Below are 18,275 nucleotides of genomic sequence, written 5' to 3'. Positions count from 1 at the left end.
CGGCGGGGTGGGGACGCGGACGGGGCCCGCACGGTGATCCGTGCGGGCCCCGTCGCGTACGTGTCAGTGCTTGTCGTCGTCCTCGCCGGGGGGCTTCTCCTCGGGCGCGCCCGGCGCGGTGAAGTCGAAGTTTGCCAGCTCGTCGTCGAGATCGGTGCTCGTCCTGGCGAACGCCTCCGGGGCGGCGAAGTCGTCGTCCGAGGGAAGCAGGTCGGGGTGGCCCCAGACCGCGTCCCGGCCGGCGATGCCGCGGTGCTCGGTCAGCGCCGCCCAGAGCACCGTCGCCTCGCGCAGCCGGCGCGGCCGCAGTTCGAGGCCGACCAGCGCGGCGAACGTCTGCTCGGCCGGGCCACCGGCGGCGCGGCGGCGGCGGAACGCTTCGCCGAGGCGTACGACGTTGGGCAGGCGGTCACCGGCGGCGCTGTCCACGACGTGGCACACCCAACCCTCGACCAGGGCGAGCACGGTCTCCAGCCGGGCCAGCGACGCCTTCTGCGCCGGGGTGTCCTCCGGAGTGAAGATGCCCTCCAGCGCGATCGCCTGCATCGACTCCGGGTCGGTCGGGTCGACCCGGCCCATCGCCTCCTCGATCGCCTCCCGGTTGACCCGGATGCCGGCGGCGTAGTTCTCCACCGCCGTCAGCACGTGCCCGCGCAGCCACGGCACGTGCTGGAAGAGGCGCTGGTGGGCGGCCTCGCGCAGGGCCACGTAGAGGCGTACCTCGTCCTCGGGCAGCTCCAGGCCCTCGCCGTACGCCTTGATGTTGGCCGGGACGAGCGCGGCGGTGCCGGCGGGGCCCAGCGGCAGGCCGATGTCACCGGCGGAGAGCACCTCGGCGGCGAGCGAGCCGAGCGCCTGGCCGAGCTGACCGCCGAAGAGGGCGCCGCCGAGCGTGGCGACCATCGACTGCATCGGGCCGAGCTGCGCCCGCGCCTCCGGCGGCACCAGGTCGCCCATCGCGCCGACCATCCGGCTGGCCACCGGGTCGCAGAGCTTGCGCCACACGTCGAGCGTCTTGAAGATCCACTCGTTGCGGTTCCAGGCGACCGAGGTGCGGATGCCGGAGGGCCACGAGGTCGCCGGTTCCAGCCAGAGGTCGGCGATGCGCAGCGCCTCCTCCACCGCGTTGCGCTCGAACGGCGAGACCGCCGGGTCGCCGGCGGCGGCGAGCTGGCTGGCGGCCACCTGCCGGGCCAGGTCCCAGTTGACCGGCCCGCTGCCCGGCGCGGACAGCAGGTGCTGCAACTGCGACATGAACTGCTGCATCTGCGCGGGATCGTTGGGGTCTGGTGGTTGACCACCCGGGAGCGCGAAACCGAACGGAATATCAGGCACGACGTCTACGGTACGCGGGCCGCGCCGCAGGTCGTGCCCGTCGGCGTTGCGCTGAGGGCGAAGTCCACCGGTCACCGCGCCGGACGGCGCGGGACGGATCGGTACGCTCTGGCGCATGAGACGTCGCGGCGTGACCGTCCTGCTCGGTGCCCTGCTCACCGCCCTGCTCAGCGTCGGCGTGCTGAGCGTCCCCCTGCCGTACGTGGTGCTCGGCCCCGGTCCGACGGTCAACACGCTCGGCAGTGAGAACGGCAAGGAGATCATCCAGGTCAGCGGCCGCGCGACGTCGACCTCCGCCGGCCAGCTCCGGCTCACCACGGTCGGCGTGCAGCCCACCGTGCGGCTCCGGTCGGCGCTGGCCGGCTGGTTCTCCTCGGACGAGGCGGTGGTGCCGCGCGAGCTGGTCTACCCGCCGGGCGAGTCGCAGGAGGAGGTCGAGAAGCGCAACGCGGAGGACTTCCAGAACTCGCAGACCAGCGCCGAGACGGCGGCCCTGCGGGAGCTGGGCTACCCGATCAAGGTGCTGGTCAAGGCGGTCACCCCGGGCGGGCCGTCGGTCGACGTGCTCCGGCCGGACGACGTGCTGACCTCGGTCGACGGCGCGCCGGTGACCAGCGCGGCCAAGCTCACCGAGCTGATCCGGGCCAAGCCGGCCGGCACCGCGCTGACGATCGGCTACACCCGGGACGGCGCCCCGGGGACGGCCAGGGTGACCAGTCGCGAGCAGGACGGCCGCCCGCGCATCGGGGTGGAGATCGACCAGCAGCAGCCGCACCCGTTCACCCTCAAGATCGACCTCGGGGACATCGGCGGCCCGAGCGCCGGGCTGATGTTCACCCTGGGCATCATCGACAAGCTGGAGCCGGCCGACCTGACCGGCGGCCAGGTCATCGCGGGCACCGGCACCATCGACGACGAGGGCCGGGTCGGCCCGATCGGTGGCATCGCCCAGAAGCTGGTCGGCGCCAAGGACGCCGGCGCGAAGGTCTTCCTGGTGCCCGCCGACAACTGCGCCGAGGCGGTCCGCAACCCGCAGCCCGACCTGCCGCTGCTGAAGGTGGCGACGGTGGACGACGCGCTGACGGCACTGGAGAAACTGCGCGCCGGGGGTCAGCCGACCCGCTGCTGAACCGGGCCGCCGACGGCCCCGGGCGATCGTGACGTGACCTTGACCCGACGTGTACAGGAACACCCCGTACTCTGGGGTGCCTGGTCGGAGCCGATCACATCGAGCGTGCGGAGCCAACAGTGGTCATGCGTAGCAGTCCCCTGCCGAGGATGAGCCGGCGCGGACGCGTCACCATCGGGGTCCTGGTCGGGGTGTTCGTGCTGTTCACCCTGCTCGGTTGGGGGGTCAACGCCTGGACCGACTGGCTGTGGTTCGACGAGGTCCGCTACACCCAGGTCTTCACCGGCGTGCTCGCCACCCGGCTGCTGTTGTTCCTGGTGGTCGGCGTCGGCATGGCGCTGATCGTCGCCGGCAACCTCTGGTTGGCCTACCGGCTGCGGCCCCGGATGCGCCCGCACTCGGCCGAGCAGGCCACGCTGGAGCGCTACCGGATGCTGCTGAGCCCTCGGCTGGGCACCTGGATCGCGCTGGCCTCCGCCGTGATCGGGCTCTTCGCCGGGCTCTCCGCGCAGAGCCGGTGGACCCAGTGGCTGCTGTTCCGCAACGGTGGCGACTTCGGCGTGAAGGACCCGGAGTTCGGCGTCGACGTCGGCTTCTACGTCTTCCAGCTCCCGTTCTGGCGCTACCTGCTCGGCGTCGGCTTCACCGCGGTGGTGCTGGCCCTGCTCGGCGCGCTGGCCGTGCACTACGTGTTCGGCGGGGTGCGCCTGCAGGGTGTCGGCGACCGGATGACCAACGCCGCCCGCGCCCACCTCAGCTCGCTGGTCGCCGTCTTCGTCCTGCTCAAGGCCGTCGCGTACGTGCTGGACCGGCGCGCGATGCTGCTGGAGTACAACGAGGGCGCGAAGCTCTACGGCGCCGGCTACGCCGACGTGAACGCGTTGCTGCCGGCGAAGGAGATCCTCGCCTGGATCTCCGTCCTGGTGGCCGTCGCGATCATCGTGTTCTCCAACGCGGTGATGCGGAACCTGGTCTGGCCGGGCATCTCGCTGGCCCTGCTCGGGGTCTCCGCGGTGGCGATCGGCGGCATCTACCCGTGGGCGGTGCAGACGTTCGAGGTGAAGCCGAGCGCCCGTGACAAGGAGGCGCCGTACATCGAACGCAGCATCAAGGCGACCCGGTCCGCGTTCGGTCTCGAGGTCACGAAGACGACGCCGTACGCGGCGAGCAACCTCGTGCCACCCGCCAGCCTGGCCACCGACACCTCGGTCGTGCCGAACGTCCGGCTGCTCGACCCGCAGCTGGTCTCCGAGACCTACACCCAGCTCCAGCAGGTCCGCGGCTTCTACGACTTCGGCTCGAAGCTGGACATCGACCGCTACGCGGTGAAGGACAAGACCTCCGACTACGTGGTCGGCGTCCGTGAGATCAACTACGGCGAGCTGACCGACCAGCAGAACAACTGGATCAACCGGCACACCGTCTACACCCACGGGTACGGCCTGGTGGCCGCCCCGGCGAACCAGGTGGTCTGCGGCGGCCAGCCGTACTTCGTCTCCGGCTTCCTCGGGGAGAAGGCGCAGGAGGCGTGTTCCTCGCCGACCGAGGAGATCCCGGCCCAGCAGCCGCGGATCTACTACGGCGAGCGGATGGAGGGCGACGACTACGCGATCGTCGGGCAGACCGGTGACCGCAACGTCGAGTTCGACCGGCCCACCTCCACCGGTGGCGAGCAGTACTACACCTACACCGGCGAGGGCGGCGTCAAGATCGGCTCGTTCCCCCGGCGGCTGCTCTACGCGATCAAGGAGCAGGAGTCGAACTTCCTGCTCTCCGAGGCGGTCAACGAGAACTCGAAGCTGCTCTACGTGCGCAACCCGCGCGACCGGGTGGAGAAGGTCGCGCCGTTCCTCACCCTCGACGGCGACCCGTACCCGGCGGTGGTGAACGGTCGCGTCCTGTGGATCGTCGACGGCTACACCACGGCGGCGACCTACCCGTACGCCGAGCGGGTCAACCTCCAGGCGGAGACCGCCGACGAGCTGACCGGCCGGGGCACGTTCCAGCTCGCCCGGGAGAACGTCAACTACATCCGCAACTCGGTGAAGGCGACGGTCGACGCGTACGACGGCACGGTCAAGCTCTACTCGTACGACGACACCGACCCGGTGCTGAAGGCGTGGAACAAGGCGTTCGGCGGTGACCTCGTGCTGCCCAAGGGTGACATCCCGCCGGAGCTGGCCGAGCACTTCCGCTACCCGGCCGACCTGTTCAAGGTGCAGCGCAACCTGCTCACCAAGTTCCACGTCACCGACCCCGGCGACTTCTACTCCGGCCAGGACTTCTGGCAGGTGCCGAACGTGCCGGACGCGCCGGACAGCGGGCAGAAGCAGCCGCCCTACTACCTGTTCACCCAGTTCCCCGGGCAGGACGGGCCCCGCTTCCAGTTGACCTCCGCGGTCACGCCGAACGGGCGGCAGAACCTCGCCGCGCTGGTCTCCGGCTCGTACGTCGACGGCAAGCCCCAGCTGGAGGTGCTGGAGTTGCCGGACCAGACCCGGGTCTCCGGGCCGACCCAGGTGCATCAGCAGATGACCAACAACGGCGACATCCGCCAGCAGCTCAACCTGCTCTCCTCCAACCAGGCCCAGGTGCAGTACGGCAACCTGCTGTCGCTGCCGTTCGCCGACGGGATGCTCTACGTCGAGCCGGTCTATGTGAAGAGCAGCAGCCAGGACGCGTACCCGCTGTTGCAGAAGGTGCTGCTCTCCTACGGCGACGGCGGCTCGTACGTGGTGCTCGCCAACAACCTCAGCGACGGCATCAAACAGCTCGTCGAACAGGGCAAACGCGCCCAGAACGGCACCCCGCCGCCGCCGAGCGACGACGAGAACACGCCGCCGCCGACCGGGGGCACGAACACCCCGCCGCCGCTCACCGGTGAGCTGGCCCAGGCCGCCGGCCAGGTGCAGGCCGCGATCGCCGAGGTCAAGGCCGCGCAGACGTCCGGCGACTTCGAGCGGTACGGGCGGGCGCTCAAGGCGCTCGACGAGGCGATGGCCGCCTTCCAGCAGGCCCAGGCGGCGGCCAACGGGTCGGCCGGCCCGGCGCCCTCGGGCAGCGCCTCGCCGTCGGCGCCAGCCTCACCCTCACCCTCACCGAACGGCTGACGCCGAGCGACACCACGAGCCCGTGCTCCGGGACCCGCAGCGGTCACCGGAGCACGGGCTCGTGTCGTGTACCGGACTTCCCGGCCGCAACCCGGCACCCCGCTCCACCGTCAACAGAGCAGGTGGACGTGAGGGGAGGCGGGAGGGCAGATGCGTGACGCGAACAGCTTCGACGACTTCTACCGCAGCACGTCGGGGCGGGCGCTCCGGTACGGCCACGCGGTGGCCGACGACCCCGCCGAGGCCCAGGACCTGGTGCAGGAGGCGTACGCCCGGGCCTGGCGGCAGTGGGCGAAGCTCGCCGGCCATCCCGCGCCGGAGGCGTGGCTGCGGCTGGTGATCAGCCGGCTCGCGACCGACCGGTTCCGGCGGCTGCGCGGTTGGCGACTGGCGGTCAGCCGCACCGGCCCGCCCGACGACGTCGGACCACCGGGCGAGGACACCGTCCTGCTGGTGGCGGCGCTGCGGCGGCTGCCCGCCCGGCACCGGCAGGCGCTCGCCCTGCACTACCTGTTCGACCTGCCGGTGGAGGAGATCGCCCGGGAGGCGGGCGTCCCCGCCGGCACCGTGAAGTCCTGGCTGTCCCGCGGACGGGCCCGGCTGGCCGAGTTGCTGCCCGATGTCGCCGCCGAGGAGCTGGAGGTCAACGATGTCGCGTGAACTGCACCGCTACTACCACGCCCTGGCCGACGACACCGACGAGCGGGTGCTGCCGTCGCCGGACCGGCTGCGTCACGGCGCGGACCGTCGGGCCCGGCACCGGGCCGCGCTCGCGTCGCTGGCGGTCGCCGGTCTGGTCGCCGCCACGGTGGCCGGCAGCCAACTGGTACTCGCCGCCGGGCCGGAACCGGTCGCGCCGCCGCCCGCGGGTACGCCGGCGCCCGCCCCGCCGCCCACCACCGCCGGGTTGGCCGAGAAGCCCTCGCCCGCCCCGTCCACACCCTCCGGCACCCGTACCCCGGGGGGCCGGAGCCCGGCCGCGCCGTCGAGTGCCGGACGTCCGACGGCGGGGGCTCCGACCGCGATCCCGGACCGGGCGTTCTTCGCCCTGCCCGCCGCCAACGACGCCGGTACGGGCAACCAGTTCGGCCCGGGAGCGGTGCTGCCGGTGCTCTGCGGATCGCGCCCCGGCACCGAGTCGATCGTCGCGTCGCGGGCCCGGACGCTGCCGTACCGGCGGGCCGGCGCGCCGGCCGACGCGGTGCCCTCCGGCAGCTACCGGCACAGCATCACGATCTACCGGGCCGGGCGCGCCGGCGAGGCGCTGGCCGAGCTGCGGATGGCCGTCCGGGCCTGCCCCGCGCAGCCGGTCCCCGAGGCACCGTCGACGATCGTGCGTCAGCGCCTGCTGCCCGACTCCGGGTACGGCGACGAGTCGGTGCTGTTCGAGACGCGCAGGCCCTACCTGGACGCCAACGGCGAGCCGAGCGGCGGCGACGAGGTGCACCTGGTGCGCGCGGTGCGATCCGGTGACGTGGTGACGGTGCTGTGGGAGCAGGGCTGGGAGAGCACCTCGACCGAGCGCGCCCAGTTCGACGCGGACAGCCGGCGGGCGGTCGACGCGCTCCGGCGGTGGCTGGACTGAGCACCCGTTTTGCGCCTCCCCGGGTCGGTGCGCTACGGTTGTCGAGCCGACGCGGGGTGGAGCAGCTCGGTAGCTCGCTGGGCTCATAACCCAGAGGTCGCAGGTTCAAATCCTGTCCCCGCTACTCGTGACGAAGGGCCCCGGAATCCGTTCCGGGGCCCTTCGCCGTTCCCCCCGTCGGGCCTCTTCGGCGGGATCGGGGACCCGGCTGATCTCCACGATTCCAGTGCGATAAGCTGTACGAGCCGACGCGGGGTGGAGCAGCTCGGTAGCTCGCTGGGCTCATAACCCAGAGGTCGCAGGTTCAAATCCTGTCCCCGCTACTCGTGACGAAGGGCCCCGGAGTTCGCTCCGGGGCCCTTCGCCGTTTCCGGATTCCTCCGCCGCGTCCGGCGTGCCCCGGTTGCGCACCTCGGCAAGGATGGGGGCATGGCTGGATGGAACAGATGGTGGGGCCGCCTGGGCGCGGTCCTCGGAACGGTCGCGCTCTCGGTCTTCGTACCGGTCGCGGCCTGGGCGTCGACCGGCACCGGTGAGCTCGTGGTGGAGGCCGCACGACGGCGGTCCCGGGGCGGCTTCGGCTTCCTCGGCCTGCTCTGCTGCCTCGTGGTGGTCGGCGGGATCGTGCTGCTGGTGGTGCTGTTGACGCGGAACCGGCGGAACCGCCCGCCGCGCTGACGACCACCCGGGGCTCCGCCCGCCGCGCCCACGCGTGGCGGGCGGCGGTCACTCGGCCAGGGCGGCGTTCGCCCGGGCCATGAACCGGGAGGTCGCGGATCGGGCGCCGGCCCGCTTGCCCCGGATGCTCTCGGCCGCCTCGATGAGCAACGTCCGCACCTTGGCGTGCCCCTTCGGCGGCGGCGCGGGCGCCGGGCCGGCCAGCTCGTCCAGCTCCACGCCCAGGCTCGTCACCCGCTTCTCGGCCCGGTCGGTCACGCCCGCGGCCACGTACGTGCGGACCTGGGTGCTGGGGTTCACGCCCCGCTCCACGCCGAGGATCCGGCCGGCCGCCACGTTGCTGGTGAGGAAGTTGAGCACGTCCACCACCACACCCGGGTGCCGGGTGCCGCGGAAACCGGCCCAGTACATCGACGCCCGGGGCCACTGCGCGGCCGGCGTGCCGGGGAAGGCGACCGCGCCCAGCTCGTCCTCGGTGAGGCGTTGCAACTCCGGCAGCTGGTGGGACCAGGCGAAGGAGGCCGCGGTGTGGCCGGTGACCACGAGCTGGCGGTTCAGTTCGCCGGTGTCCGCCTGCTCCACGAGCGCGGCGCTCGGGGTGACCCGGTCGAAGCGGGCGACCTCCCAGAACTCGAACCAGGAGAGCAGCTCCGCCGAGCTGAAGCCGAGCTGCCGCCCCTGGTACAGCTCGCTGCCCTGGCCGCGCAGCCAGAGCCAGAGCGCCCGGTAGTCGCCGGAGGCGTCCATGGAGCCGGCCACCCGGTTACCGGACGACCGGGTGACCCGGGCGGCCCAGCGGGCGTACTCCTTCCAGGACATGCCGGTGCGCGGCTCGGGCTGGTCCAGCGAGCGCAGCAGGTCGCGGTTGTAGACCAGCGCCGCGTTGGTCTGGGCGGCGGGCACCGCCACGGTCCGCTCGTCCACCCGGCCGTAGCGGGCCAACTGCTCCGGCAGGTCGCGCAGGTCGAGCCGGCCGTCGTCGGCGTACGCGGTGAGGTCGAGCAGGATGTCGCGGCGGGTGTACTCGGTGAGCAGCGTGTCGTCGATCTGGAACAGGTCCGGCACGTTGCCGCCGGTGCCCTGGGTGGCGAGCCGGTCGTAGTAGCCGGCCAGCCCCTGCCAGGTGATCCGGAAGCTGACCCGGGGGTTCTGCTGGGTGTAGAGGCGCAGCGCCTGCTCGGTGGCCTGGGCCCGGCGGCTGCCGCCCCACCAGAACACCGACAGCTCGATCGGGCCGTCCTCGGCGGCCGCCTCCTCCTCCGGGGCGCAGCCGGCCAGTCCGCCGGCGAGCAGCGGCAGCCCGGTGAGCGCGCCGAGGAACCGTCGCCGGTCGAGGCCGGGACGGGGGACGGACCGTTCAGCGCGCACGGTTCTCTCCGAAACTGGGGTGGACGGATCATTCCACCGGCCCCGGGCCGGGGTGTCAACGCCGGGCGGGACGGCCGGTGGGCGCGCCGGGCGGGCGGTCGCGCCCATGGTGTACTAGCGCCGTGGAACTTCTGCACTCGGGCAAGGTCCGGGACGTCTACGCCGACGGCGCGGACCTGATCCTGGTCGCCTCCGACCGCATCTCCATCTACGACGTGGCGCTGCCGACCCCGGTGCCGGACAAGGGCAGACTGCTCACCGCGCTCTCGCTGTGGTGGTTCGAGCAGTTGTCGGACCTGGTGCCGAACCACGTCATCTCCGCCACCGACGTGCCGGCGGAGTTCGCCGGCCGGGCGATCCGGTGCCGCCGGCTGGAGATGGTGCCGGTCGAGTGCGTGGCCCGGGGCTTCCTGACCGGCGGTGGCTTCGCCGAGTACCAGCGCACCGGCTCGGTCTCCGGCGTGGCGCTGCCCCGAGGGCTGGTGGAGGCGTCGATCCTGCCCGAGCCGATCTTCACCCCGTCGACCAAGGCGCCCAAGGGTGAGCACGACGAGCCGATCACCTACGACCAGGTGGTCGACAAGGTGGGGCCGGAGACCGCCGAGCGGCTGCGGCAGATCACCCTGGACGTCTACCGGCGGGGTGCCGAGATCGCCGCGGACCGGGGCATCCTGATCGCCGACACCAAGCTGGAGCTGGGCTGGGCGCCGGACGGCACGCTGATGCTCGCCGACGAGCTGCTCACCTCCGACTCGTCCCGGTTCTGGCCGGCCGAGTCCTACCAGCCGGGCCGGGCGCAGTTCTCCTTCGACAAGCAGTACGTGCGGGACTGGGCCACCGGCAGCGGCTGGGACAAGCAGCCGCCGGCGCCGGAGGTGCCGGCGGAGGTCGTCGAGGCGACCCGGGCCCGCTACGTCGAGGTGTACGAGAAGCTCACCGGAAACCGTTGGGACTGACATGACGACGCGGCTTGTCCAGATCAACTTCAAGGCCGGCGACGAGGTCGCGCTGGGCGCGTTCTGGGCGAGGGTCCTTGGCTGGGAGACCTCCAGCGAGGCGCCCGGGGTGATCAACCTCGAACCGCCGGGCGTCCCGTATCCCGATCCCTCCGCCCTCTTCATCGACCTCGTGGTCTCCGCGGAACCCAAGACGGCGAAGAACCGGGTGCACGTCGACCTCGCCACCACCTCGCCGGAGCACCAGGCGGAGCTGGTCGCGCGGCTGACGGGCCTCGGCGCGACAGCCGTCGACATCGGCCAGGGTGACGTCCCGTGGACGGTCATGGCCGACCCGGAGGGCAACGAGTTCTGCGTGCTGGAGCCGCGCGAGGTCTACCGGGACACCGGGCCGATCGCCGCGGTGGTGGTCGACTGCGCGGACCCGCGGGAGATGGCGCGGTTCTGGGGCGAGGCGACGGACTGGACCCGGCACGAGGTCACCGACCGGTACGCGTCACTGCGTTCCGCCGCCGGCGTCGGCCCCTACCTGGAGTTCGTCCGCAGCACCGACGCGAAGCCCGGGTGGAACCGCGTCCACCTCGACGTCCGCCCCTATGCCGGGGACGACCTGGCGGCCGAGGTGGCCCGGTTGCGCACGCTCGGCGCCACCGCCATCGACCTGGGCGACCCCGAGATGCACTGGCGGGTCATGGCCGACCCCGAGGGCAACGAGTTCTGCGTCCTCACCCCGAGCTGAGCCCTGCCCCCGCCCCGCCGCTCACGATCTTGCACTTTCGGCCCGTGATCCGTCCGGAACGCCCCGGATGTCGGGGCAGCAAGTGCAAGATCGCGAAGGTCGGGGGAGGGGTCAGTCTTCCCAGTTCAGGGTGCGTTGGACGGCCTTGTGCCACTGGTGCAGCTCGCGGTCGCGGTGCGCAGGGTCCATGGCCGGCTCCCACTGGGCGTCGGAGCGCCACTTGTCCCGCAGCGTGGGCAGGTCGGGCCAGAAGCCGACCGCCAGGCCGGCGGCGTACGCGGCGCCGAGGCAGGTGGTCTCGGTGATCCGGGACCGCACCACCGGCACGTCGAGCACGTCGGCGAGGAACTGCATGAGCAGCGCGTTGCCGGTCATCCCGCCGTCCACCCGCAGCCGGCGCAGCGCCACGTCGGAGTCGGCGTTCATCGCGTCGACCACCTCGCGGGTCTGGAACGCGGACGCCTCCAGCACCGCGCGGGCCAGGTGCCCCTTGGTGATGTAGCCGGTCAGGCCGGCGATCACGCCCCGGGCGTCGCTGCGCCAGTGCGGGGCGAACAGGCCGGAGAACGCCGGCACCACGTAGCAGCCGCCGTTGTCGTCGACGGTGCGGGCCAGCTCCTCGACCTGCGGGGCGGTGGAGATCAGGCCGAGGTTGTCGCGCAGCCACTGCACCAGCGAGCCGGTGACCGCGATCGCGCCCTCCAGCGCGTACACGGCCGGCTGGCCCTCGATCCGGTAGGCCACGGTGGTGAGCAGGCCGTGCCGGGAGGGCACCGGGCTGGCGCCGGTGTTGAGCAGCAGGAAACTGCCGGTGCCGTAGGTGCACTTGGCCTCGCCGGGCTGGAAGCAGGTCTGCCCGAACAGCGCGGCCTGCTGGTCGCCGAGCGCGCTGGCCACCGGCACCCCGGCGAGGACTCCGTCGGCGGTGCCGTAGACCTCGGCCGAGCTGCGGATCTCGGGCAGCATCGCGGCCGGGATGCGGAGCGCGTCGAGCAGCTCCGGGGCCCAGTCGAGGGTCTCCAGGTCCATCAGCAGGGTGCGGCTGGCGTTGGTGACGTCGGTGACGTGCCGCCCGGTCAGCTTCCAGATGAGCCAGCTGTCCATCGTGCCGAACAGCACCTCGCCCCGCTCGGCCCGCTCACGCAGCCCGTCGACGTGGTCCAGCAGCCACCGCAGCTTCGGGCCGGCGAAGTAGGTCGCCAGGGTCAGGCCGGTGCGGGCGCGCAGCCGCTCCTCGTCGTACGCCTCGGCCAGCTCGCGCAGCAGCGGGCCGGTGCGGGTGTCCTGCCAGACGATCGCGTTGGCCACCGGCCGACCGGTGGCCCGGTCCCAGACCACTGTGGTCTCGCGCTGGTTGGTGATGCCCGCCGCGGCCAGCTGCTCCGGACCGATGTCGGCGCTCGCCAGCGCCTCGCGCACCACGTGCTCGACGCATGCCCAGATCTCGTCCGCGTCGTGCTCGACCCAGCCGGGCCGCGGGAAGATCTGCCGGTGTTCGCGTTGGGCCACCGCGACGATCTCGCCGTCGGCGTCGAAGACGATGCACCGCGAGGAGGTGGTGCCCTGGTCGATGGCGGCGACGAACTCTCCGGTCACCGCAGCACCGTACCCGCCGGGAGCGTCCACCGTCTCCCCTCGATCGACCCGTACGATCACCAGACGTGCGTGACATTGCCGTGTTCAGCGGGACCGCCCACCCGGACCTCGCCGCCGAGATCTGTGCCCACCTCGACGTTCCGCTGCACCCGGTGCGGGTGTCCCGGTTCGCCAACGACTGCCTCGAGGTGCAGTTGCAGGCCAACTGCCGGGAGCGCGACGTCTTCCTCATCCAGCCACTGGTGCCGCCGGTGCAGGAGCACCTGGTCGAGCTGCTGCTCATGATCGACGCCGCCCGGGGCGCGTCGGCCGGCCGGATCACCGTGGTGCTGCCGCACTACGCGTACGCCCGGTCGGACAAGAAGGACGCCCCGCGCATCTCCATCGGCGGGCGGCTCGTGGCCGACCTGCTCACCTCGGCCGGGGCGCACCGGGTGCTGGCCATGACGCTGCACTCGCCCCAGGTGCACGGTTTCTTCAGCGTCCCGGTGGACCACCTGCACGCGCTGCGCGAGCTGGCCGCCCACTTCAAGGGGTACGACCTGAGCAACGCGGTGGTCGTCTCGCCCGACCTCGGCAACGCCAAGGAGGCCGCCGCGTTCGCCCGGATGCTGGGCACCCCGGTCGCGGCCGGCGCCAAGCAGCGCTTCAGCGACGACCGGGTGCAGATCAGCACGATCATCGGTGACGTGGCGGACCGGGACGTGATCGTGCTCGACGACGAGATCGCCAAGGGCAGCACGGTGATCGAGTTGATCTCGCACCTGCGCGAGCGGCAGGTCCGGTCGATCCGGCTGGCCTGCACGCACGGTCTGTTCTCCAGCGGGGCGCTGGAGCGGCTGAGCGCCCAGGACGGTGTGCTGGAGATCGTCTGCACCAACACGGTGCCGATCCCCGTGGAGAAGCGGGTGCCGAAGCTGGAGGTGCTCTCCGTGGCGCCGGCCCTGGCCGAGGCGATGCGTCGGATCCACAACGGCGAGTCGGTGAGCGCCCTCTTCGGCTGAGCGGGCGGCCCGGTGGCCGGTCAGCCGTCCAGCGGATGGTCGGCGGGCCGCCGGGCGCCCAGGGCCGCGGTGATCCGGACGACGGTGCCGGCGTCGCCGGTCTCCACCTCCATCGAGTCACTCAGCTCCCGGGCCAGCCAGAGCCCCCAACCGCCGGCGGTATCCGGCGCCGGCCGGTCGCGGTCGCGCAAGCGTCGCTCGCTGATCCCCTGGCCGTGGTCGGCCACCTCGCAGACCAGGTCGCCGCCCCGGCGCCAGAGCCGCAGCCGGCCCTGCCCGCCGCCGTGCCGAACCGCGTTGGTGATCAGCTCGTTGACCGCCAGCACGAAGTCGTCGAGTCGCTGGCCGGCCAGCCCCGTCGCGTGCGCGCAGGAGGTGACCGAGTGCCGAAGCTCGGTCACCTGGGCCTGGTCGAAGGCCTCGGCGATGAGGAGGGAAGGTTCGATGGGCACAACCGTACGCTGTGCGGGGGATTCTCCGTCCGTCATGACCCCGTCCCAGCGCTGCTTCTCGACGACTTTCGCGGCATTTCCACCGTACGTCAGGGTTTATCGGCCCGCACCAGGCGGCCCGCCGGTGACGGGCTGTGGCATGGTGACGCCCATGCCGTCGTCCTCCGGCCTGGAAGGCCCGTTCTGGCGGTCCATCGCGGTGTTCCGCTTCGCCTCGCTGGCGTACGTCGGCCTGCTCGTGCTGCGCGACGCCACCCGGTACGCGCACCCGGTCGCCGCGGGCGCCGTCCTGCTGGCGATGCTGGCCTGGACCGGTGTCACGGCGGCCGGCTACGGACGCCCGGACGGACGGCGCTGGCCGCTGCTCCTGGCCGACCTCGGCGTGGTGCTCGCGATCATCCTGGCCACGCCCTGGGTGGTGGGCCGCGCGGCGCTCGCCGCCGGCGTGCCCACGCTGACCGTCGCCTGGCTGGCCGGGCCGGTGCTGGCCTGGGCGGTCTCCGGCGGTCGGCGGCGCGGCGCGGTGGCCGCGCTGGTGCTCGGCGGCGCCGACCTGGCCACTCGGGACCGGATCAGCCCGTCCGCGCTGACCGGCGCGATCCTGATGCTGCTGGCCGGCGTCGTGGTCGGGCACGTGGCCCGGCTGGCCGTCGAGGCGGAGGCCCGGTTGCAGCGGGCGGTGGAGCTGGAGGCGGCGACCCGCGAGCGGGAACGGCTGGCCCGGGACATTCACGACTCGGTGCTCCAGGTGCTCGCGCTGGTCCGGCGGCGCGGCGCGGACCTGGACGGCGAGGCGGCGGAGCTGGCCCGGCTGGCCGGTGAGCAGGAGGCCGCGTTGCGGGCGCTGATCGGCCGGGCGGGCGTCGCGCCGGACCGGGACACCGACGAGCGGGACCTGCGGGACCTGCTCGACCGGTACGCCTCGGCCACGGTCCAGGTGGCCGCCCCGGCGACCCCGGTGCCGCTGCCGGCGCGGACGGCCGGGGAGCTGGCCGCGGCGGTCGGCGCGGCGCTGGACAACGTGGCCCGGCACGCCGGTGGGCGGGCCTGGGTGCTGATCGAGGACGAGGAGGAGACGGTGACCGTCTCGGTACGCGACGAGGGGCCGGGCATTCCGGAGGGGCGGCTGGCGGAGGCCGCCACGCAGGGGCGCCTCGGGGTGGCCCAGTCCATCCGGGGCCGGGTGGTCGATCTGGGCGGTGAGGTGCGGATCGTCTCCACGCCGGGCGCCGGGACCGAGTTCGAGCTGATCGTGCCGAGGAGCCGGCGGTGAGCATCCGGGTGATGGTGGTCGACGACCACCCGATGTGGCGGGAAGGGGTGGCCCGCGACCTCACCGAGGCCGGCCACCAGGTGGTGGCGACCAGCGGTGAGGGACGGCAGGCGGTCCGGGTGGCCGCGGCGGCCCGGCCCGACCTGGTCGTGCTCGACCTGCAACTGCCGGACGTCTCCGGTGTGGAGGTGATCCACGGGCTGCGCGCCGCCCTGCCCGACGTGCGGGTGCTCATGCTGTCGGCCAGCGGCGAGCCGCAGAGCGTGCTGGACGCGGTCAAGGCCGGGGCCACCGGCTACCTGGTGAAGTCGGCCGCCCCGGCCGAGTTCCTCGACGCGGTTCGCCGCACCGCGGCCGGGGAGCCGGTGTTCACGCCCGGCCTGGCCGGGCTGGTGCTGGGGGAGTACCGGCGGCTCGCGGCCGCGCCGCCGACCCCGCACGACGACGCACCCCGGCTCACCGAACGGGAGACCGAGGTGCTGCGTCTGGTCGCCAAGGGGCTGTCCTACAAGCAGATCGCCGAGCGGCTCGGGGTGTCCCACCGGACGGTGCAGAACCACGTGCAGAACACCCTGGGCAAGCTCCAGCTGCACAACCGGGTCGAGCTGACCCGGTACGCCATCGAGCGGGGCCTGGACGGCTGAGAGCTCAGCGCGCCTCGGGCGGCCGGGTCTCGTGGATCGCCAGCTCCTCCGCGGTGGCGCCGCCGCCGGCCGCGCCGGCGTCGTAGGCGACGTTGTCGGTCTCCTGGTCGGTGCGCGCGCCCTCGTCCGGCTCGACCAGCCGGCCCACCTGGTGGTCGGCGACGGTGCCGAGCTGGCCGTGGTCGTAGATCGAGACCGGGGAGTTCGGGTCGGAGACCGGCCCCGGGTCGATCACGTCCGCGTCGAGCTGGGCCTGCGCCGCGGCCTCCTCGCTGTCCGCCTCGGCGGCGATGTCCGGGTCGACCGGGCCGGCGAGCGGGTCGTCGGCGGGCCGCTCGTACTGCTCGCGGTCGAGCTTGTAGTCCAGCGACTCGCCGTCGAGCTGCTCCTCCGCCGTGGTGCCGAACCGGTCCACCGCGACCGGCGTGCGGTCACCCGGGATCTGGGCCGGCTCGGGACCGTCCGCCTCGCGCCCGGTCAGGACGTCGTCGTTGGCGGTCGAGTCGTCGTCGGCGGTGTCGGGCAGGCCCTCCGCCTCGGGGTCGGACACGGGGGTGGGGTACTCGTCGTCGCGCATGGGGGTGAACTACCCACTGCGTTGACCGCATTAACCGCGACCGAGCGGGTGGATCGGGAGCAAGAGGGCGAAAACCCCGCCTCAGTTGCGGAAGGCCGCCTCGTCCTCGGCGTGGAGCACGCACCACACCACCTTGCCGTCGGGCAGCGCGGTGCTGCCCCAGCGCCGGGCCACCACGTCGATGAGCAGCAGCCCCCGGCCGCCCACCGAGTCGACCGGGGCCGGCCCCGCGTACGTCGGACGCCCGGCGGCGTGGTCCCGTACCGCCACGTGCAGGGCGCCGCCCCGGGGCGCCAGCCGGAGCGTCATCGGCGTCGCGGCGTGCGCCACCACGTTGTTGACCATCTCGGTGACCGCGATGCAGGCCGGCTCGGCCAGCTCCGGCAGTCCCCAGCGGGCACAGCCGTCGGTGACCAGCGCGCGGGCCTCGCGCGCGGCCTCCACCACCGGGAGCAGCTCGACGTCGAGCAGCTCGGGCGGCGCGTCCGCCGGTCGGGGGACCGGCCGGTCGCCGGAAACGAACAGCAGGTCGGTGGCGGGCCAGTCGGCGACCGCGCGGCCGACCTCGTCAAGCGCCTCGCGCGCCTGCGGGTCGGGGATCCGGACCCCGGACAGGTCGACCACCATCGGCCCCGGCCGGGCCCAGAGCCGGCCGAGCAGCGCGCCCCGCACGGCGTCGACCCCGGCCCGGTCGAGCACACCGGTCAGCCGGACCGTCGCGGAGGATTCGGCGGTCTCGACCAGGCAACGTGCGTCCGTCGGCATGATCGTCCCATTGTGCACGTCGGCCTCCCCCCGCGCATCGGTCCGGTCGACGGGACTCATGAGCGACCGGCCCGGGACCGTCGGCCGATCGCCGCGACGGTGCCGACCGCCGTGCCGGCCGCCGCCAGCCCGAACGCCGCGGTCAGCCGCAGGAGTTGGCCGCGCCGACCCGACCAGCCGTCGGTCCGCTCGGCGGCCGCGTCGGGGGTGAACACGTTGCCGGTGGCGTCCAGGCGTACGCCGGGACCGAACTGGGTGCGCGCGGTGTACCAGCCGAGCACCCGCTCGGCCACCGCCGGGGCGAGCCGCCACTGGAGCCCGATCAGCCGGGCCGCGCCCCCCGCGTACGCCTCCCGGCGGGGACGGCGCAGCAGCCGGACGATCGTCTCCGCCACCATCTCCGGCGGGTAGACCGGCGGCGGCGGGGTCAGCTCCCGGCCGGTGTGGTTCGCCGCGTGCCGGAAGAACGGCGTGTCGATGGTGGCCGGCAGCACGGTGCAGATCGAGATGGCGCCCCGGCCGGTCACCCGCAGCTCCTGCCGGACCGTGTCGGCCAGTCCCCGGATGGCGTGCTTGGCGGCGTTGTACGCCGACTGGTACGGCATGGCCACCTCGGCCAGCACGGACGCGTTGTTGACCAGCACGCCGCCCCCGGCCGCCCCGAGCCAGGGCAGCGCGGCCCGCATCCCGTGCACGGTGCCGAGCAGGTTCACCTCGACCACCCGGCGGAACTCGGCCACCGGGATCTCGTCGAACAGCCCCACCGTGCCGACGGCCGCGTTGTTGACCCAGGCGTCGATCCGGCCGAACTCGGCCGCCGCGCGCGCCGCCAGCCGCTCCACCGCATCCGGATCGGTCACGTCCGTGGGCACCACCAGCGCGCGCCCGCCCAGCTCCCGGCAGTGCGCGGCGACCCGCTCCAACGCCGCCTCGGTCCGGGCGGCCAGCACCACGGCGGCGCCACGACGGGCCAGCGCGTAGGCGGTGGCCGCGCCTATCCCGCTGGAGGCGCCGGTGATGACGACGGTGGCGTCGGCGAGGGTGCGGGTGAGCGGCATCCTTCG

At 73.2% G+C, this 18,275-nt stretch carries 17 protein-coding genes and 2 tRNA genes; 12 read left to right on the top strand and 7 right to left on the bottom strand.

Features of this window, described 5'->3' with window-relative positions; genetic code table 11:
- Window positions 1-63: 63 nt before the first annotated feature.
- The gene (locus COO58_RS23525; RefSeq protein ID WP_091576975.1) at window positions 64-1,335 is read right to left on the bottom strand and encodes a zinc-dependent metalloprotease; all 1,272 of its coding nucleotides are present in this window, start codon (window positions 1,333-1,335) and stop codon (window positions 64-66) included.
- Window positions 1,336-1,450: 115 nt separating this feature from the next.
- On the opposite strand from COO58_RS23525, the gene COO58_RS23520 reads away from it, so the two are divergent.
- From COO58_RS23520 to COO58_RS23490, 7 genes are all read left to right on the top strand, one after another.
- A complete protein-coding gene (locus COO58_RS23520; RefSeq protein ID WP_172967925.1) occupies window positions 1,451-2,464 on the top strand; it encodes a PDZ domain-containing protein in 1,014 nt (337 codons plus the stop codon).
- Window positions 2,465-2,589: 125 nt separating this feature from the next.
- A complete protein-coding gene (locus COO58_RS23515) occupies window positions 2,590-5,574 on the top strand; it encodes a UPF0182 family protein (RefSeq protein WP_245666142.1) in 2,985 nt (994 codons plus the stop codon).
- Window positions 5,575-5,724: 150 nt separating this feature from the next.
- A complete protein-coding gene (locus COO58_RS23510; RefSeq protein ID WP_091570811.1) occupies window positions 5,725-6,234 on the top strand; it encodes a SigE family RNA polymerase sigma factor in 510 nt (169 codons plus the stop codon).
- Window positions 6,224-7,159 (top strand): hypothetical protein, encoded by a 936-nt coding sequence (locus COO58_RS23505; protein ID WP_098747206.1) that lies wholly within the window; start codon window positions 6,224-6,226, stop codon window positions 7,157-7,159. The genes COO58_RS23510 and COO58_RS23505 overlap by 11 nt, the downstream gene beginning before the upstream one ends.
- Before the next feature lie 50 nt (window positions 7,160-7,209).
- Window positions 7,210-7,283: transfer RNA gene (locus COO58_RS23500), tRNA-Met, on the top strand.
- 125 nt (window positions 7,284-7,408) lie between these two features.
- Window positions 7,409-7,482: transfer RNA gene (locus tag COO58_RS23495), tRNA-Met, on the top strand.
- A gap of 106 nt (window positions 7,483-7,588) precedes the next feature.
- A complete protein-coding gene (locus COO58_RS23490) occupies window positions 7,589-7,837 on the top strand; it encodes a hypothetical protein (RefSeq protein ID WP_091570819.1) in 249 nt (82 codons plus the stop codon).
- A 48-nt stretch (window positions 7,838-7,885) separates the two neighbouring features.
- Here the strand turns inward: COO58_RS23490 and COO58_RS23485 are convergent, their stop codons facing one another.
- Window positions 7,886-9,205, bottom strand: coding sequence for an ABC transporter substrate-binding protein (locus COO58_RS23485; protein WP_098747205.1), 1,320 nt, complete (start codon window positions 9,203-9,205; stop codon window positions 7,886-7,888).
- A 122-nt stretch (window positions 9,206-9,327) separates the two neighbouring features.
- Between COO58_RS23485 and COO58_RS23480 the strand changes: the two genes are divergently transcribed.
- Together COO58_RS23480 and COO58_RS23475 are read left to right on the top strand one after the other, a co-directional pair.
- Window positions 9,328-10,161: a phosphoribosylaminoimidazolesuccinocarboxamide synthase gene (locus COO58_RS23480; protein ID WP_091570827.1), complete on the top strand. Its 834-nt coding sequence runs from the start codon at window positions 9,328-9,330 to the stop codon at window positions 10,159-10,161.
- Window position 10,162: 1 nt separating this feature from the next.
- Entirely contained in the window at window positions 10,163-10,900 is a 738-nt protein-coding gene (locus COO58_RS23475; RefSeq protein WP_098747204.1) for a VOC family protein, read from the top strand.
- 111 nt (window positions 10,901-11,011) lie between these two features.
- On the opposite strand, the gene glpK is transcribed toward COO58_RS23475, so the two are convergent.
- A complete protein-coding gene (gene glpK / locus COO58_RS23470) occupies window positions 11,012-12,496 on the bottom strand; it encodes a glycerol kinase GlpK (protein ID WP_218012414.1) in 1,485 nt (494 codons plus the stop codon).
- Window positions 12,497-12,561: 65 nt separating this feature from the next.
- Here glpK and COO58_RS23465 point away from each other — a divergent pair, with 65 nt between their 5' ends.
- A complete protein-coding gene (locus COO58_RS23465) occupies window positions 12,562-13,500 on the top strand; it encodes a ribose-phosphate pyrophosphokinase (RefSeq protein WP_091570839.1) in 939 nt (312 codons plus the stop codon).
- A gap of 20 nt (window positions 13,501-13,520) precedes the next feature.
- Here COO58_RS23465 and COO58_RS23460 read toward each other — a convergent pair whose 3' ends face one another.
- Window positions 13,521-13,988 (bottom strand): ATP-binding protein, encoded by a 468-nt coding sequence (locus tag COO58_RS23460; RefSeq protein WP_091570843.1) that lies wholly within the window; start codon window positions 13,986-13,988, stop codon window positions 13,521-13,523.
- A gap of 115 nt (window positions 13,989-14,103) precedes the next feature.
- Between COO58_RS23460 and macS the strand changes: the two genes are divergently transcribed.
- Together macS and COO58_RS23450 are read left to right on the top strand one after the other, a co-directional pair.
- On the top strand, window positions 14,104-15,225 hold the full coding sequence (gene macS / locus COO58_RS23455) for a MacS family sensor histidine kinase (RefSeq protein WP_098747397.1): 1,122 nt from the start codon (window positions 14,104-14,106) through the stop codon (window positions 15,223-15,225).
- A gap of 11 nt (window positions 15,226-15,236) precedes the next feature.
- Complete coding sequence (locus COO58_RS23450; protein ID WP_172968067.1) at window positions 15,237-15,869, top strand: response regulator transcription factor; 633 nt, start codon at window positions 15,237-15,239, stop codon at window positions 15,867-15,869.
- A 4-nt stretch (window positions 15,870-15,873) separates the two neighbouring features.
- Here the strand turns inward: COO58_RS23450 and COO58_RS23445 are convergent, their stop codons facing one another.
- The 3 genes from COO58_RS23445 to COO58_RS23435 all read right to left on the bottom strand — a co-directional run bounded on the left by COO58_RS23445 (window position 15,874) and on the right by COO58_RS23435 (window position 18,269).
- Complete coding sequence (locus COO58_RS23445; RefSeq protein WP_091570855.1) at window positions 15,874-16,446, bottom strand: DUF5709 domain-containing protein; 573 nt, start codon at window positions 16,444-16,446, stop codon at window positions 15,874-15,876.
- Between the two features lie 81 nt (window positions 16,447-16,527).
- Window positions 16,528-17,211 carry an ATP-binding protein gene (locus COO58_RS23440; protein WP_255292752.1) on the bottom strand — a complete coding sequence of 228 codons (684 nt, stop codon included), beginning with the start codon at window positions 17,209-17,211 and terminating at the stop codon, window positions 16,528-16,530.
- A 56-nt stretch (window positions 17,212-17,267) separates the two neighbouring features.
- Window positions 17,268-18,269: an SDR family oxidoreductase gene (locus tag COO58_RS23435; protein WP_091570862.1), complete on the bottom strand. Its 1,002-nt coding sequence runs from the start codon at window positions 18,267-18,269 to the stop codon at window positions 17,268-17,270.
- Window positions 18,270-18,275: the final 6 nt, after the last annotated feature.

Origin of the sequence: Micromonospora sp. WMMA1996, from assembly GCF_002573675.1 — a bacterium.
Lineage (GTDB): Bacteria > Actinomycetota > Actinomycetes > Mycobacteriales > Micromonosporaceae > Micromonospora > Micromonospora sediminicola.
Note: the sequence above shows the minus strand (reverse complement) of the source record. Positions and strands in the feature narration are given on the sequence as shown.

Bases quoted from the DNA above. Each gene is read 5' to 3' on its own strand.
- COO58_RS23520 (WP_172967925.1), top strand. From the start codon at position 1,451: ATGAGACGTCGCGGCGTGACCGTCCTGCTCGGTGCCCTGCTCACCGCC.
- COO58_RS23515 (WP_245666142.1), top strand. From the start codon at position 2,590: ATGCGTAGCAGTCCCCTGCCGAGGATGAGCCGGCGCGGACGCGTCACC.
- COO58_RS23510 (WP_091570811.1), top strand. From the start codon at position 5,725: ATGCGTGACGCGAACAGCTTCGACGACTTCTACCGCAGCACGTCGGGG.
- COO58_RS23505 (WP_098747206.1), top strand. From the start codon at position 6,224: ATGTCGCGTGAACTGCACCGCTACTACCACGCCCTGGCCGACGACACC.
- COO58_RS23490 (WP_091570819.1), top strand. From the start codon at position 7,589: ATGGCTGGATGGAACAGATGGTGGGGCCGCCTGGGCGCGGTCCTCGGA.
- COO58_RS23475 (WP_098747204.1), top strand. From the start codon at position 10,163: ATGACGACGCGGCTTGTCCAGATCAACTTCAAGGCCGGCGACGAGGTC.
- COO58_RS23460 (WP_091570843.1), bottom strand. From the start codon at position 13,988: ATGACGGACGGAGAATCCCCCGCACAGCGTACGGTTGTGCCCATCGAA.
- macS (WP_098747397.1), top strand. From the start codon at position 14,104: ATGCCGTCGTCCTCCGGCCTGGAAGGCCCGTTCTGGCGGTCCATCGCG.
- COO58_RS23450 (WP_172968067.1), top strand. From the start codon at position 15,237: ATGGTGGTCGACGACCACCCGATGTGGCGGGAAGGGGTGGCCCGCGAC.
- COO58_RS23445 (WP_091570855.1), bottom strand. From the start codon at position 16,446: ATGCGCGACGACGAGTACCCCACCCCCGTGTCCGACCCCGAGGCGGAG.
- COO58_RS23440 (WP_255292752.1), bottom strand. From the start codon at position 17,211: ATGCCGACGGACGCACGTTGCCTGGTCGAGACCGCCGAATCCTCCGCG.
- COO58_RS23435 (WP_091570862.1), bottom strand. From the start codon at position 18,269: ATGCCGCTCACCCGCACCCTCGCCGACGCCACCGTCGTCATCACCGGC.